We start from the raw sequence: 15237 nt of genomic DNA on the forward strand, positions 1-15237 counted from the left end.
GCGGCGGCGCCTTCCAGGATCAGCAGCAGCGTGCCTTCGGCCACGTTGTCACCGACCTTGACCTTGACTTCCTTGACCACGCCGCCTTGCGGCGACGGCACGTCCATGGTGGCCTTGTCGGACTCCAGCGTCACCACGGCGTCTTCGGCGTTGATGGTGTCGCCCGCCTTGACGTGGACTTCGATGACCGGCACGGCGTCGTAGTCGCCGATATCAGGCACCTTCACCTCGATGATGCCGCCACCGCCAGCCGGCGCTGCGGCCGGGGCCGGCGCAGGGGCTGCGGCGGGTGCCGGTGCCGGTGCCGGGGCTGGTGCAGCGGCGGCAGGCGCCGGTGCGGCTGCGGGCGCAGCAGCGGCCTGGCCGGCCGGCTCCAGCATCACCAGCACCGAGCCTTCGGCAACGTTGTCGCCAACCTTGATCCTGACTTCCTTGACCACGCCGCCCTGCGGCGAGGGCACGTCCATGGTGGCCTTGTCCGACTCCAGCGTCACCAGCGCGTCTTCCGCGTCGATGCTGTCGCCGGGTTTCACATGCACTTCAATGACGGGAACGGCGTCATAGTCGCCGATATCCGGCACCTTGATTTCAATCGCTTGACTCATTCAGTGTCTCCTGGGCAGGCCGGCACGCGCGACGTCCGCAAGCGGCGAGATTACCTTCGCCGCCCGCTTCTGTCACGCCGCCATGCCGCAAGGCGCCGTCCGGGCTCTGGCCGGGGCGCCCGCGGCACGGCGTTGCCGTACTGCGGGGGTTGGTGCTGGCTGCCGGATCAGACCGACATCGGGTTGGGCTTGTTCGGGTCGAGGTTGTACTTCTTGATGGCCTCGGCGACCTTGTCGCGGCCGATCGCACCCTCGTCGGCCAGCGCCTTGAGCGCGGCCAGCGTGACCCAGTAGCGGTCCACTTCAAAGAAGTGGCGCAGCTTCTCGCGCGTATCCGAGCGGCCGAAGCCGTCGGTGCCCAGCACCACGTAGCGGCGCTGCACGAACGGACGGATCTGCTCGGCAAAGGCGCGCACGTAGTCGGTGGAGGCGATCACCGGGCCGCGGGCCGACTTCAGGCTCTTGGCCACGTGCGATTCGCGCGGGGTCTCGGTCGGGTGCAGCAGGTTGAAGCGCTCGACGTCGTGGCCTTCGCGGGCCAGCTCGGTGAAGCTCGGGCAGCCCCACAGGTCCGACTCGACGCCCCAATCCTTCTTGAGGAGGTCAGCAGCGGCGATCACCTCGCGGAAGATCGTGCCCGAGCCCAGCAGCTGCACGCGCGGCGCGTTGCTGTTCTCGACGCCCTTGCGGAACTGGTACATGCCCTTGACGATGTCTTGCTCCACGCCAGCCGGCATTTCCGGATGCTCGTAGTTCTCGTTCATCACCGTCAGGTAGTAGTAGATGTCTTCCTGTTCGGCGTACATGCGGCGCAGGCCGTCCTGCATGACCACCGCCAGCTCGTACTGGAAGGTCGGGTCATACGAGATGCAGTTCGGGATGGCGGCGTGGAACACGTGCGAGTGGCCGTCTTCGTGCTGCAGGCCTTCGCCGTTCAGCGTGGTGCGGCCGGCGGTGCCGCCCAGCAGGAAACCGCGCGAGCGCATGTCGGCAGCGGCCCAGCACAGGTCGCCGATACGCTGGATGCCGAACATCGAGTAGTAGATGTAGAACGGGATCATCTGCACGCCGTGCGTCGAGTACGACGTGGCGGCGGCGATCCAGTCGCACATGGCGCCGGCTTCGTTGATGCCTTCCTGCAGCACCTGGCCAGTCTGCGATTCCTTGTAGAACATCAGCTGGTCATGGTCTTCCGGCACGTACTTCTGGCCTTCCTGGTTCCAGATGCCGACCTGGCGGAACAGGCCTTCCATGCCGAAGGTGCGCGACTCGTCCGGCACGATGGGCACCACGTGCTTGCCGATCTGCTTGTCTTTCAGCAGCGTGTTCAGGATCCGCACGAAGGCCATGGTGGTGGACACTTCGCGGCCTTCGCCGGTGGCCTTGAGCAGCGCGTCGAACGCGGACAGCTGCGGGACCGGCAGGGCTTCGGCCTTCTGGCGGCGGGCCGGCAGGTAGCCGCCCAGGTTCTGCCGCGCCTGGCGCATGTATTCCAGTTCCTTCGAACCTTCCGGGAAGGTGATGTACGGCACCTCTTCCAGCTGGTCGTCGGCAACGGGGAGATTGAACTGGTCGCGGAACTTGCGGATCGCGTCCACCGGCATCTTCTTCTGCTGGTGGGCCACGTTCATGGCCTGGCCGGCGTCGCCCATGCCATAGCCCTTGATGGTCTTGGCCAGGATCAGCGTGGGCTGGCCCTTGTGCTCGCTGGCGGCCTTGTAGGCGGCGTAGATCTTGTGCGGATCGTGGCCGCCGCGGTTCAGGCGCCAGATGTCGTCGTCGGACCAGTCGGCCACCATCGCCTTCAGTTCAGGCGTGTTGAAGAAATGCTCGCGGACGTAGGCGCCGTCCTTGGCCTTCATGGTCTGGTACTCGCCGTCGACGCATTCCATCATGCGCTTCATCAGCAGGCCCTTGGTGTCGCGCGCCAGCAGGGAATCCCACTTGCTGCCCCACACCACCTTGATCACGTTCCAGCCGGCACCGCGGAACTCGGATTCCAGTTCCTGGATGATCTTGCCGTTGCCGCGCACCGGGCCGTCCAGGCGCTGCAGGTTGCAGTTGATGACGAAGACCAGGTTATCGAGCTTCTCGCGGCCGGCCATGCCGATCGCGCCCAGCGATTCCGGCTCGTCGGTCTCGCCGTCGCCCAGGAAGGCCCAGACCTTGCGGTCGCCGGCCTTGGCCAGGCCGCGGCTGTCCAGGTACTTCATGAAGCGGGCCTGGTAGATGGCCATGATCGGGCCCAGGCCCATCGACACCGTCGGGAACTGCCAGAAGTCCGGCATCAGCCACGGGTGCGGGTAGGACGAGATGCCCTTACCGTCCACTTCCTGGCGGAAGTTGTCGAGCTGGTCCTGGGTCAGGCGGCCGAGCAGGAAGGCGCGCGAATACACGCCCGGAGCCGAGTGGCCCTGCACGAAGACCAGGTCGCCGCCGCTGGCTTCCGACGGAGCGCGCCAGAAGTGGTTGTAGCCGACGTCATACAGCGTGGCCGCCGAGGCGAACGACGAGATGTGGCCGCCGACGTTGGTGTGCTTGTTGGCGCGCAGCACCATCGCCATGGCGTTCCAGCGGGTGTACGAGCGGATGCGGTGCTCGATGTCCTGGTCGCCGGGGATGCGGGCCTGCTGCTCGACCGGAATCGTGTTGATGTACTGCGTCTCGGCGTGGAACGGCTGGGTGACGCCGTTCACGCGTGCGTATTCGATCTGCTTGTCGATCAGGAAAGCGGCGCGCGCCGGACCTTCGGCGGCCAGGACGCCCTGCAGGGCGTCGAGCCATTCATGGGTTTCCTGGGGATCGGCGTCGTTGGCGCTCGAGGCGCCGAGAATCTGCTCTGGTACGGCGGACATGACTGTCTCCTGGGTGAATTCTTTGCATCCGCGCCCGCGCTGGCAGCGCCCGGACACGACTTTACGTATGACTCGCACCGACTTGCGGATCCGGCGCCATGCCGCCTTGCATCGGAGCCGCCGCCGGGAAACCTGTTCCGGTTTCTCCGCGCGGCAGGCGCATGGCTGCCGCCCGCATTCTTGGGTCGAACCGATTCTATGGAAGCCCAAAGTCCAGCACAAGTGAAATTTTCAAATTGCGGTATCGTTTTTTATAATGTGGAATTATGCGGCAGCGCACCAAGAATCACCGCCGGGGCGGCCCGCCATGTGCCATAAGCCTGCCCGCACCGGCCGCAGCAGCAATGTTTTCATTGGCGCTTTCCCCAAGCGACGCACCGCAATAATCTCGGTACACTGGTCGGTCAGCCGTCAATCCCTCCCATGCCGTTTTTCGACCGACTTCTCTCCAGCCTGCGTGCAGCCATGCTTCCTCCCGACGCGTCGGGATCAGCCAAGGCGGCCGGAGGCGATCCCGCGCACGCCCCTTCGCCGGCGGCCGGACTGGGGCCGATCGAGGCGCTGGGCCCCGACGACGGCGCCCCCGTGGCCGCACCGCGCGGGCTGTGGTGGCTGCGCTGGCGCAACCTGGTGGCCACCAGCTGGTTCATGTTCATCCCGCTGGTTGCCATCGTACTGTTCACGGTGGCCATGGGCGTGATCCTGTGGTCCCTGCACGAGACCGAGCGCCAGCAGCAGCGCGACGCCCTGTACCGCGACGCCGCCTGGGCACAGCAGCGCGTGCGCCTGTCGCTGCTGAGCAACCAGGACCAGCTGGCCTCGCTGGCGCGCGACATCGCCGCCGCGCAGCTCGAGCAAGGTGCCTACCGCACCGCGGCGCAGGAAATCCTGCGCGAAAACCCCGAGATCGTCTTCATCAACTGGCTCGATGCCACCAAGCGCGGCCGCTGGTCGCTGCCGTCGACCTCGGAATTCGCCAGCCGCCTGCGCGAGACCCAGGACCAGCCGCTCGAACCGGAAGTGCTCGACACCTTCGACGCCGCGCGCGAGACCCAGCGCGTGGTCTATTCGCGCCCGCTGGTCAATGAGCGCGGCGACAGCTTCATGCTGATGGAAGTGCCGATCGTGCGCGACAACGAGTTCCTCGGCACGCTCGGCGCGCTGTACTCGATCAACGGCATCCTGACGCACCTGCTGCCGCCCGAGCTGACCGAGCGCTACCGCTTCTCGCTGATCGACAAGAACAACCAGACCCGCGCCAGCACCTCATTGCGGCCGGTGCCGGGCAATGCGCTGTCGTACGAGGTGCTTCTGGATCCGCCGGGCCACTCGCTGTCGCTGCGCGCCGATGCCTACCCGCCGGCGTCGAACCTGCCCAACAACATGCTGCTGTGGCTGGTGGTGGGGCTGTCGTGCTTCCTGCTGTGGAGCCTTTGGAGCATGTGGCGCCACACCAGCCGCCGCTCCGAGGCGCAGCGCGCGCTGCTGGCCGAGACCTCGTTCCGGCGCGCGATGGAAAACTCGATGCTGATCGGCCTGCGCGCGCTCGACCTGAACGGCCGCATCACCTATGTCAACCCGGCCTTCTGCCGCATGACCGGCTGGCAGGAGAACGACCTGGTCGGGCGCCTGCCGCCCTTCCCCTACTGGCCGCCCAACGACCAACAGGAGATGCAGAAGCAGATCGACCTGACCCTGCAGGGCAAGTCGCCCGCCGGCGGCTATGAGATGCGCGTGATGCGCCGCGACGGCAGCAGCTTCTATGCGCGCATGTACGTGTCGCCGCTGGTGGACAGCCGCGGCCGCCATACCGGCTGGATGAGCTCGATGACGGACATCACCGAGCCCAAGCGCGCGCGCGAAGAACTGGCCGCGGCGCATGACCGCTTCACCACGGTGCTGGAAAGCCTGGACGCCGCGGTGTCGGTGCTGGCCACCGACAAGGCGGAGCTGCTGTTTGCCAACCGCTATTACCGCCAGCTGTTCGGCTGGGAGGCCGAGGGCCACCTGAAGCTGGCCGGCGACGACCTCGACAAGGACCAGGTCTCGAGCGACAACACCGACTATGTCGACGCCTATGCCGGCCTGCCGGCATCCGAGCTGATGCCGTACGCATCGGATGCGCGCGAAGTGTTCGTGCCGGACATGCAGAAATGGTTCGAAGTGCGCCGCCGCTATATCCAGTGGGTCGACGGCCACCTGGCGCAGATGCAGATCGCCACCGACATCACCGCGCGCAAGGCCGCCGAGGAAATGGCGCGCCAGCATGAAGAGCGCCTGCAATTCACCAGCCGCCTGACCACCATGGGCGAGATGGCGTCGTCGCTGGCGCATGAGCTGAACCAGCCGCTGGCGGCCATCAACAACTACTGCATGGGCGCGGTGGCGCGGCTGCACTCGGGCCGCAGCACGCCCGAGGACCTGATCCCGGTGCTGGAGAAGACTTCGGCCCAGGCGGTGCGCGCCGGCACCATCATCAGCCGCATTCGCGGCTTCGTTAAGCGCAGCCAGCCGCAGCGGCGCGAGGCCGCTCTGCACGACATCGTCGCCGACGCGGTAGGCCTGGCCGACCTGGAGGCCACGCGCCGCCGCGTCACCATCCTGACCCGCCTGCCGACCCCGCCGCTGACGGTCTATGTCGACCCGGTGCTGATCGAGCAGGTGCTGGTGAACCTGCTCAAGAACGCCGTGGAAGCCATGGCCGGCCTGCCGGCTCTGCATGCCGGCGGCGTGGTGCGCCTGCACGCGCGGGTCGAGCCGGGCGAGATCGGCGACAACGTCCATATCGACGTGATCGACCAGGGCCCGGGCGTGGACGAAGCCACCAAGGAGCGCCTGTTCGAGCCCTTCTTCAGCACCAAGTCCGACGGCATGGGCATGGGGCTGAACATCTGCCGCTCGATCATCGAGTCGCACCAGGGCCGCCTGTGGGTGGAGAACAATGCCGACGGCATCGGATGTACATTTAAAATCATGCTGCCGCTGCAATCGGCACTGGCCGAGCATTAAGCCGAAGCATAGGCCCTGTTGCCGGGGCCTTCGCGCCCGGGCATACCCAAGAATTCCAAAAATGGCCGGCCCGCCCCGTTTCCCCCACGGATGTGGGGGGCCTGTCTCGCCACAGAGGGCCGCTGCCGGTTACACTTCGCAGCAATGAATTGTTGTCCCGAGGAGACTACATGACCGCAACGCCAAACCCCACGCCCCACCGCGGCGAGACCGTGTTCATCGTCGACGACGATGAAGCCATGCGCGACTCGCTGACCTGGCTGCTGGAGGGCAATGGCTATCAGGTGCGCAGTTTCACCAGCGCCGAGCAGTTCCTCGCCGCCTACGATGCCAGCCAGGTGTCGTGCCTGATCCTCGACGTGCGCATGCCCGGCATGAGCGGCCCGGAACTGCAGGAGCGCATGCTGGCCGAGCAGATCGACATTCCCATCGTCTTTATCACCGGCCACGGCGACGTGCCGATGGCGGTGTCGACGATGAAGCGCGGCGCCATCGACTTCATCGAAAAGCCCTTCGATGAGTCCGAGCTGCGCGCGCTGGTCGAGCGCATGCTGACCAAGGCCCGCACCGACCATTCCGCCGCACGCGAGCAGCGCGCCGCCAAGGACCTGCTGGGCAAGCTGACCACGCGCGAGCAGCAGGTGCTGGAGCGCATCGTGGCCGGCCGCCTGAACAAGCAGATCGCCGACGACCTGGGCATTTCCATCAAGACCGTGGAGGCGCACCGCGCCAACATCATGGAAAAGCTCAACGTCAACACCGTCGCCGACCTGCTGCGCCTGGCGCTGTCGCGCAACAGCTGAGCGGCTGGCGCCTGCCTCCGCCTGACCCGGTGCGGCCCGCGGCCGCCCCGGCTGCCCTCTCCGCGCGCCTTCCGGCGCCGCCTCTGCATCCCCTCAGTCCCGTCAGCGGTCCAGGTATTCCTCGTCCCGGAACGTGACGACCCATTGTGGCCGATAGACCACAAAGATCGCCACCAGCATGCCGGTCAGGAAGGCTTCGCCAAAGGCCAGGATGACAGCTGCCGTCAGGGTATCGGCAACGCTCCATGGCAGGCCCGGCGCCGTCAGATGGCGCCAGCCGGCCTCCGCCGCGCTGGCGCCCAGCGCGGCCAGCCCGGCCGTGAAATAGCCGTGCCCCAGGATAAAGACGAACGGATGGCGTGGCAGCAGGCGCCGCATCATTGCCTGCAGCGCCGCGGAGATCAGCGCCGGCAGCAGCGCCAGCCAGACGTAGCGCACCCACAGCGAGGGCCAGTCGAACTGGGCCCAGCCATGCCCGGCCAAGTATTCGAGCCCGAACAGCGACACCACGTCCACCACGAACAGCGACAGCAGCGCCAGCGGCAGCCCGAACAGCGTCACCATCAGCGTGGCGCCGAGCAGCTGGATCACCAGCCCGCCGACCAGCGTGGCGCGCAACGTCCACAGCAGCGCCACCAGCACCATCGCACCCAGCCAGGCGTTCTGCAGCGCATTGCGCCGCAACAGCTGCCAGGGCCGGCGCGTCAGCGCCCACAGCAGTGCCGCCAGGGACAGCAACAGCAGCAAGGGGTGGGACAGCAGGGACGGCAGCGCGGTGTGCATGCGGCCGATGCTACCAGCGCTGCCCCCGCCCGGCCCTTGCACCCGGTCAAGCTCCGTGCGGCAAGCCCCACGCAACCTTTATAATTCCGCCTTTAGCCCAACCCGCGCTCCGGCGCGCGGCGGCGCCTTCACCTCCCGGCCACATACCCGCCCTGCCTCCATGCCTGCCCACCTGATCGACGGCAACGCCCTTGCCAAACAAATCCGCTCCGAAGCCGCCCTGCGCGCCGCCCGCCTGACTGAGCGTGGTCACCGGCCCGGCCTGGCCGTGATCCTGGTCGGCGAGGACCCGGCCAGCCAGGTCTACGTCCGCAACAAGGTCAAGGCCTGCCAGGACAACGGCTTTCATTCCTCGCTCGACCGCTACCCGGCCGACCTGTCGGAGGCGGAACTGCTGGCCCGCATCGAGGCACTGAACCTGGACCCGAACATCCACGGCATCCTGGTGCAGCTGCCCCTGCCCAAGCATATCGACAGCCACAAGGTGCTCGAAGCCATCGCCCCGGAAAAGGATGTCGACGGCTTCCACGTGGCCAATGCCGGCGCGCTGATGACCGGCGCCCCGCTGTTCCGCCCCTGCACGCCCTACGGCTGCATGAAGATGCTGGAATCGGTCCAGTTCCCGCTGCGCGGCGCCCGCGCCGTGGTGGTGGGCGCCTCCAATATCGTCGGCAAGCCGATGGCGATGCTGCTGCTGCAGGCCGGCGCCACCGTCACCATCTGCAACAGCAAGACGCGCGACATCGGCGCCCACACCCGCGACGCGGATGTGGTGGTGGCCGCTGTCGGCAAGCGCAACCTGATCACCGCCGACATGGTCAAACCGGGCGCGGTGGTGATCGACGTGGGCATGAACCGCGACGACAACGGCAAGCTGTGCGGCGACGTCGACTTTGCCGGCGTGCGTGAAGTCGCCGGCTACATCACGCCGGTGCCGGGCGGCGTCGGCCCGATGACCATCACCATGCTGCTGGTCAATACGCTGGAAGCCGCCGAGCGCGCCGCCGGCTAAGGCCGCGCGTACGATACGCCACCCGGGGCTCTGGAAAATCCGGCGCCCCGGCCCCATCTGCGGGAATATTGCCCGATCGAGGCCAGCCAACCGAGAACACGCCATGGACCAAGCCGCCAACGCTACCAATCCTCTGCTGGACTTTTCCGACCTGCCCCGCTTTGCCGAGATCCGGCCCGAGCACATCAGCCCGGCGCTGGACGTGCTGCTGGAACGCGCCCAGCAGGCCGTCGCCCGCGCCGAAGATCCGGCCACGCCCGCCGACTGGGCCAGCGCCGTGCAGGCGCTGGAAGCGGCCACCGAGCCGCTGGGCCGCGCCTGGGGCGTGGTCAGCCACCTGAGCGCCGTGGCCGATACGCCCGAACTGCGCAAGGCTCACGCCGAAAACCTGCCGCGCATGACCGAGTTCTGGTCCTCGCTCGGCCAGAGCCTGGCGCTGTACGACAAGTACAAGGCGCTGGCCGCCAGCCCGGAGTTCGCCGGCATGAGCGCGGCGCGCCACCAGCTGATCGAAAACGAACTGCGCGGCTTCCGCCTGGGCGGTGCCGAGCTGCCCGAGGACAAGAAGCCGCGCTTCGCCGAGATCCAGGAGCAGCAGGCCCAGCTGTCCAAGGCCTTCTCCGACCACGTGCTGGATGCCACCAACGCCTACGCGCTGCACGTCGAGGACGAGGCCCGCCTGTCCGGCCTGCCTGACGACGCCAAGGAAGCCGCCCGCCATGCCGCAGAGAAGGATGGCAAGGCCGGCTGGAAATTCACGCTGCACTTCCCGTCCTATTTCCCGGTGCTGCAGTACGCGGACGACCGCGCGCTGCGCCAGACCCTGTACGAAGCCAACGTCACGCGCGCCTCGGAACTGGGCCCGCAGCATGGCCAGGGCCAGGCCGACTGGGACAACACCGCCAATATGCGCGAGCAGCTGGCCCTGCGCCGCGAAGAGGCTCAGATGCTGGGCTACCAGTGCTACGGCGAAGTCTCGCTGGTGCCGAAGATGGCCGAATCGCCGGCCGAAGTGCTGAAGTTCCTCGACGAGCTCGCCGTCAAGGCGCGCCCCTACGCCGAGAAGGACTGGGCCGAAATGAAGGCCTTTGCCGCCGCCGAGCTGGGGCTGCCTGAACTGGCGCCGTGGGATGTCGCCTATGCCTCGGAGAAGCTGCGCCAGCAGCGCTATGCGTTCTCCGAGCACGAGGTCAAGCAATACTTCCCGGAAGCGAAAGTGCTCGAGGGCCTGTTCGGCGTGGTGCAGAAGCTGTTCTCGGTGCGCATCGAGCCCGAACAGGCGCAGACCTGGCACAAGGACGCACGCTTCTTCCGCGTCACCACCGCCGACGGCACGCTGCTGGCCCAGTTCTACATCGACCTGTACGCGCGCGAAGGCAAGCGCGGCGGCGCCTGGATGGACGACGCGCGCGGCCGCAAGGTGCTGGAGCAAGGCGGCGTGCAGACGCCGGTGGCCTACCTGACCTGCAACTTCTCGGCGCCGGTGGGCGGCAAGCCCGCGCTGTTCACGCACGATGAAGTGATCACCCTGTTCCATGAGTTCGGCCACGGCCTGCACCACATGCTGACGCAGGTGGGCGAGCTGGGCGTGTCGGGCATCAACGGCGTGGAATGGGATGCGGTGGAACTGCCGTCGCAGTTCATGGAAAACTTCTGCTGGGAGTACGAAGTGCTGACCGGCATGACGCAGCACATCGACACCGGCGCGCCGCTGCCGCGCGCGCTGTTCGACCGCATGCTGGCCGCCAAGAACTTCCAGAACGGCATGATGACGCTGCGCCAGATCGTGTTCTCGTCGTTCGACATGCACCTGCATACCGATTTCGACCCGGCCGGCGAGGCGTCAGTGCTGGACCTGTCACGCCAGATCAACGACCGCGTGCACGTGGTGCCGCAGCATCCGCTGTCGCGCTGGCCGAACACCTTCAGCCATATCTTCGCCGGCGGCTATGCGGCGGGCTACTACAGCTACAAGTGGGCCGAGGTGCTGTCAGCCGACGTGTACGCGGCGTTCGAAGAAGCCGCGCAGCTGTCGGGCAGCGTGCTCGACAGCGAGACCGGTGCGCGCTACCAGCGCGAGATCCTGTCGGTGGGCGGCAGTCGTCCGGCGATGGACTCGTTTGTCGCATTCCGCGGCCGCGCGCCGCAGATCGACGCGCTGCTGCGCCACGGCGGGATGGCAGCATGAGCGCCGCCGCCCTGCCCGCCAGCGGCCCGCTTCGCATTGCCAGCTGGAACGTCAACTCGCTCAAGGTGCGCCTGCCGCAGGTGCTGCAATGGCTGGCCGAGCAGGACCAGGCCGGCGCGCCGATCGACGCGCTGTGCCTGCAGGAACTGAAGCTGCCGGACGACAAATACCCGCTGGCCGAACTGGAGAACGCGGGCTTCCACAGCATCTACACCGGGCAGAAGACGTACAACGGCGTGGCCATCCTCGCCCGCGACGCCAGCATGCCCGGCCCCGCCGACGTGGTGCGCAACATCCCCGGCTTCGAGGACGCGCAGCAGCGCGTGATCGCGGCCACTTACGGCGACGTGCGGCTGGTCTGCGCCTACTTTCCCAACGGGCAGGCGCTGGACTCGGAGAAGTTCGTCTACAAGCTCAGGTGGCTGGATGCGATGACGGCCTGGCTGCGCGAAGAGATGAAGCGCTACCCGAAGCTGGCGCTGCTGGGCGACTTCAATATCGCGCCGGAAGACCGCGACGTGCACGACCCCAAGAAATGGGAAGGCCAGAACCTAGTCTCGCCACAGGAGCGCGCCGCATTCGCCGCGCTGGTGGAGCTCGGCCTGGCGGATGCGTTCCGCCAGTTCGAGCAGCCCGAGAAGGCCTTCTCGTGGTGGGACTACCGCATGATGGCATTCCGCCGCAATGCGGGCCTGCGCATCGACCACATCCTGCTGTCGCCGGCATTGACCAGCGGCTGCAGCGCCTGCGTGATCGACCGCGTGCCGCGCACGTGGGAGCAGCCGTCGGACCACACGCCGGTGGTCGCCACGCTCAGTTGCGGCTGAACGCGCCGCTGGCGCCGCGCGCAGGTTCAGGCAAGTCCGGACAAGCCCCGCTCGCCGCGCGGCGCCGCGCCCGCTACACTGCGGGCATGAGCCCCACCCGCCAGGCCATGTTCCGCCACCGCAACCTTCCTCACCTGCTGCTGCAAGCGCGCGAGACATTGCTGGCCGGCTTTCGCCCGATCCTGCGGCAGTTCGGCATCACCGAGCAGCAATGGCGAGTGATGCGCACGCTCAACGAGCGCGAGCCGATGGAGCCGAACCAGCTGGCCGAAGCCTGCCTGATCCTGAGCCCCAGCCTGACCCGCATGCTGTGCGGCATGGAAGATGCCGGGCTGGTCGAACGGACCCGCTCGGCCACCGACCAGCGCCGCCAGCTGGTCAGCCTGACGCCGTCGGCGCGCGCCATCATCGTGCAAATGGAGCCGCTGGTCGATGCACGCTACCAGGAGCTGGCGCAGCGGCTCGGCCCCGAGCGTCTGACCGAGGTCTACCGCGCGCTCGACGCCATGCTGGCCGGCCTGGCGCCGCAGCCGAACCTGCCCGAATCCACCCCGCCCGAATCCGTTGCCTCGCCACCGCCTGGGCGCGGCGGCGAGGCTGGCTGAGCCTGTCCCCTTCATTGCCGATGCCCGCGTCCCATCCCGGATCACTCCTGCCGCGCCTGTTCCCATGGAGCCAGCGCGTCGACAAGACCACGCTGCGCGCCGACCTGGTGGCCGGCCTGCTCGGCGCCGTGCTGGTGCTGCCGCAGGGCGTGGCCTTCGCCACGCTGGCTGGCCTGCCGCCGCAATACGGCATCTACAGCGCGGTGGTGCCGTGCATCGTGGCGGCGCTGTTCGGCTCGAGCTGGCACGTGATGTCGGGGCCGACCAACGCCAATTCGCTGGCATTGTTCGCGATGCTGAGCCCGCTTGCGTTTGCCGGCAGCCCGGCCTATATCGGACTGGCGCTGGCGGTCACCATCGTGGTTGGCGTGATGCAGCTCGCCGTGGGCACGTTGCGGCTTGGCACGCTGGCCAACTTTATTTCGCCGTCGGTGCTGCTTGGCTTCACCTGCGGCGCCGCGACGCTGATCGGCCTGTATGCGCTCAAGGACCTGTTCGGGCTGGCGGTGCCGACCGGCACCAGTGCGTTCGGCGTGCTGCGCCACCTGTTCGAGAACATCGGCACCATCAACTGGGGCGCGGCCACCGTAGGCGCGGTCACGCTGGTGGTGACGCTGCTGTGCAAGCGGCTGTGGCGGCGCCTGCCGTTCATGCTGATGGGGCTGCTGGCCGGCTACGGCGTGGCGCTGCTGCTGAACCAGTCCGGCGCGGGCGGCGCCCACCATGTCAACGTGGTGGGGCCGATCCCGTCGGCGCTGCCGCGCTTCCACCTTCCCGATGTCGACTGGCGCAAGCTGCCAGACCTGCTGGGCATAGCCTCGGCGCTGACCATCGTCGCGCTGGGCCAGTCGATCTCGATCGCCAAGGCGGTGGCGCTGCGCTCGGGCCAGCATATCGACGCCAACCGCGAGTTCATCGGCCAGGGCCTGTCCAATATCGCGGGCGGCTTCTTCTCAGGCTATATCTCGTGCGGCTCGCTCAACCGCTCGGTGCCCAACTTCGAAGCTGGCGCGCGCACGCCGCTGGCCAGCGTGTTCTCGGCGCTGTGGCTGGTGGCGCTGGTGGCCGTCAGCGCCCCGCTGCTGGCACAGATCCCGATGGCGGCGATCGCCGCGATGCTGCTGCTGGTGGCGTGGGGCCTGCTCGACACCGCGCGGCTGCGCCGCATCTTCACGCTCAGCCGCACGGAATTCGCCATTGCCATCGGCACCTTCGCCGCCACGCTGGTGATCCGGCTGGAGATGGCGGTGCTGCTCGGCACCGTGCTGTCGCTGGTGGCCTACCTGTACCGCACCTCGCGGCCGGCCGTGCGCAGCCTGGTGCCCGATGCCGACGATCCCGGCCGGCGCTTCACGCCGCTGGATGAGCTGCGCCGCCCGCAGCCGGAATGCCCGCAACTGAAGCTGCTGCGCATGGAAGGCGCGATCTATTTCGGCGCCGTGCAGTACGTGACGGATCGCCTGCACTGGCTGCGCACGGTCAACGCCGGCCAGACGCACCTGCTGGCGATGACCAAGAGCATGAACTTCATCGACCTGGCCGGTGCCGAGATGTGGGAAAACGAGCTCGCCGAACGGCGCGCGCTGGGCGGCGACCTGTACTTCCACCGCCCGCGCACGCAGGTGCTGCAGACCTGGGCGCAGACCGGCTTTACCGACAAGCTCGGAGCCGACCATATCTTCCCGACCAAGCGGCAGGCGCTGCACACGATCGTCGGCCAGCTCTCGCCGGAGATCTGCGCGCAATGCACCGTGCGGATCTTTGAAGAGTGCGCGTCACGGCCTGGCGCCGCGGCCCCGGCCCCGGCAGCACAATGAACTGAAGCGCCGGCGCGCCGGCATGAGCAGCGGCCGCGCACCAGCGTTCAGCAACAGTACGGCTGCAGGAAAAACCAGGAAACTGAAACGGGAAAACCGGGAATCTGCCTCTACCGGCGATGCCGGCTTGGCACGCAAGGCCGGACGGCCCTACGTCTGGGAACCTGACAACAGATGGGCGCCCGCGGCATGCCGGGGCCTGGCCGGGGCATCCATCCGCATCAGATCGGCGCCACGTGGGCGCGCTTGACGACGATTGGCTGGGGCGCGCCCTGCTCGATCAGCACCACGGCGGCGCGTTCGATGGTTTCGCGGCCGGCACGGAATGCCTCTTCCAGCGACAGTACCTGGTCGGCACTGAAGCCTTCCCACAGTGCTTCGCGTGTCACCACGCAAGTCACCTTCTCGCCATTGACAAGTGCCTGGAACAACAAGCCTTCATTATTGATGTCGTAGCGCTCTTGCTCTTGGAATTTGATTTCCATCGGTGCAGCCCTCCATATGCAAGTGGAGAAACATCCTAACATGGCTCCGGCAAAATCGTATGGATAGAGCCCATGCGAATGCGCTCATTGCGAAGACCATCACGGCCGTCTTCAAGTTCCATCCGCGCGTATGTGTGGCTCCCGGTCACAACGATGAGGGTTGTTCCGGCAAGTGCATCAAACATTTGACAGCGCCGGAAATCATGCTAAAATCTCGTTCTTCGTTGGGGCGTTAGCTCAGTTGGTAG

The 15237-nt window shown here is 67.2% G+C and carries 11 protein-coding genes; 7 read left to right on the plus strand and 4 right to left on the minus strand.

Going from position 1 to position 15237, the window contains the following annotated elements; all coding sequences use genetic code 11:
- Positions 1-605 (minus strand): biotin/lipoyl-containing protein (locus tag CF68_RS26055; protein WP_035824519.1); only part of this gene is annotated, 605 nt, incomplete at its 3' end.
- 167 nt (positions 606-772) lie between these two features.
- Positions 773-3460: a pyruvate dehydrogenase (acetyl-transferring), homodimeric type gene (gene aceE, locus CF68_RS26060; protein WP_035824523.1), complete on the minus strand. Its 2688-nt coding sequence runs from the start codon at positions 3458-3460 to the stop codon at positions 773-775.
- A gap of 423 nt (positions 3461-3883) precedes the next feature.
- On the opposite strand from aceE, the gene CF68_RS26065 reads away from it, so the two are divergent.
- Both CF68_RS26065 and CF68_RS26070 read left to right on the plus strand, forming a co-directional pair.
- Positions 3884-6469, plus strand: a complete 2586-nt coding sequence (locus CF68_RS26065; RefSeq protein WP_035824526.1) for a PAS domain S-box protein — start codon at positions 3884-3886, stop codon at positions 6467-6469.
- Positions 6470-6639: 170 nt separating this feature from the next.
- Positions 6640-7272, plus strand: coding sequence for a response regulator transcription factor (locus CF68_RS26070; protein ID WP_010813074.1), 633 nt, complete (start codon positions 6640-6642; stop codon positions 7270-7272).
- A gap of 102 nt (positions 7273-7374) precedes the next feature.
- Here the strand turns inward: CF68_RS26070 and CF68_RS26075 are convergent, their stop codons facing one another.
- Complete coding sequence (locus CF68_RS26075) at positions 7375-8055, minus strand: hypothetical protein (RefSeq protein ID WP_035824529.1); 681 nt, start codon at positions 8053-8055, stop codon at positions 7375-7377.
- A gap of 160 nt (positions 8056-8215) precedes the next feature.
- Here CF68_RS26075 and folD point away from each other — a divergent pair, with 160 nt between their 5' ends.
- The 5 genes from folD (at position 8216) to CF68_RS26100 (ending at position 14504) form a co-directional block, all read left to right on the plus strand.
- Positions 8216-9067: a bifunctional methylenetetrahydrofolate dehydrogenase/methenyltetrahydrofolate cyclohydrolase FolD gene (folD, locus tag CF68_RS26080; RefSeq protein ID WP_035824532.1), complete on the plus strand. Its 852-nt coding sequence runs from the start codon at positions 8216-8218 to the stop codon at positions 9065-9067.
- A gap of 103 nt (positions 9068-9170) precedes the next feature.
- Positions 9171-11255: a M3 family metallopeptidase gene (locus CF68_RS26085; RefSeq protein WP_035824534.1), complete on the plus strand. Its 2085-nt coding sequence runs from the start codon at positions 9171-9173 to the stop codon at positions 11253-11255.
- Positions 11252-12082: an exodeoxyribonuclease III gene (gene xth / locus CF68_RS26090; RefSeq protein WP_035824536.1), complete on the plus strand. Its 831-nt coding sequence runs from the start codon at positions 11252-11254 to the stop codon at positions 12080-12082. Before CF68_RS26085 ends, xth begins: the two co-directional genes overlap by 4 nt.
- Positions 12083-12168: 86 nt before the next feature.
- Complete coding sequence (gene hpaR, locus CF68_RS26095; RefSeq protein ID WP_035824540.1) at positions 12169-12687, plus strand: homoprotocatechuate degradation operon regulator HpaR; 519 nt, start codon at positions 12169-12171, stop codon at positions 12685-12687.
- A 20-nt stretch (positions 12688-12707) separates the two neighbouring features.
- Positions 12708-14504: a SulP family inorganic anion transporter gene (locus CF68_RS26100; RefSeq protein ID WP_035824538.1), complete on the plus strand. Its 1797-nt coding sequence runs from the start codon at positions 12708-12710 to the stop codon at positions 14502-14504.
- 221 nt (positions 14505-14725) lie between these two features.
- Here CF68_RS26100 and CF68_RS26105 read toward each other — a convergent pair whose 3' ends face one another.
- The gene (locus CF68_RS26105) at positions 14726-14989 is read right to left on the minus strand and encodes a DUF1488 domain-containing protein (RefSeq protein WP_010813081.1); all 264 of its coding nucleotides are present in this window, start codon (positions 14987-14989) and stop codon (positions 14726-14728) included.
- Positions 14990-15237 lie beyond the last annotated feature (248 nt).

It is taken from the genome of Cupriavidus sp. SK-4 (assembly GCF_000611125.1).
In the GTDB taxonomy this organism is placed as follows: Bacteria; Pseudomonadota; Gammaproteobacteria; order Burkholderiales; family Burkholderiaceae; genus Cupriavidus; species Cupriavidus necator.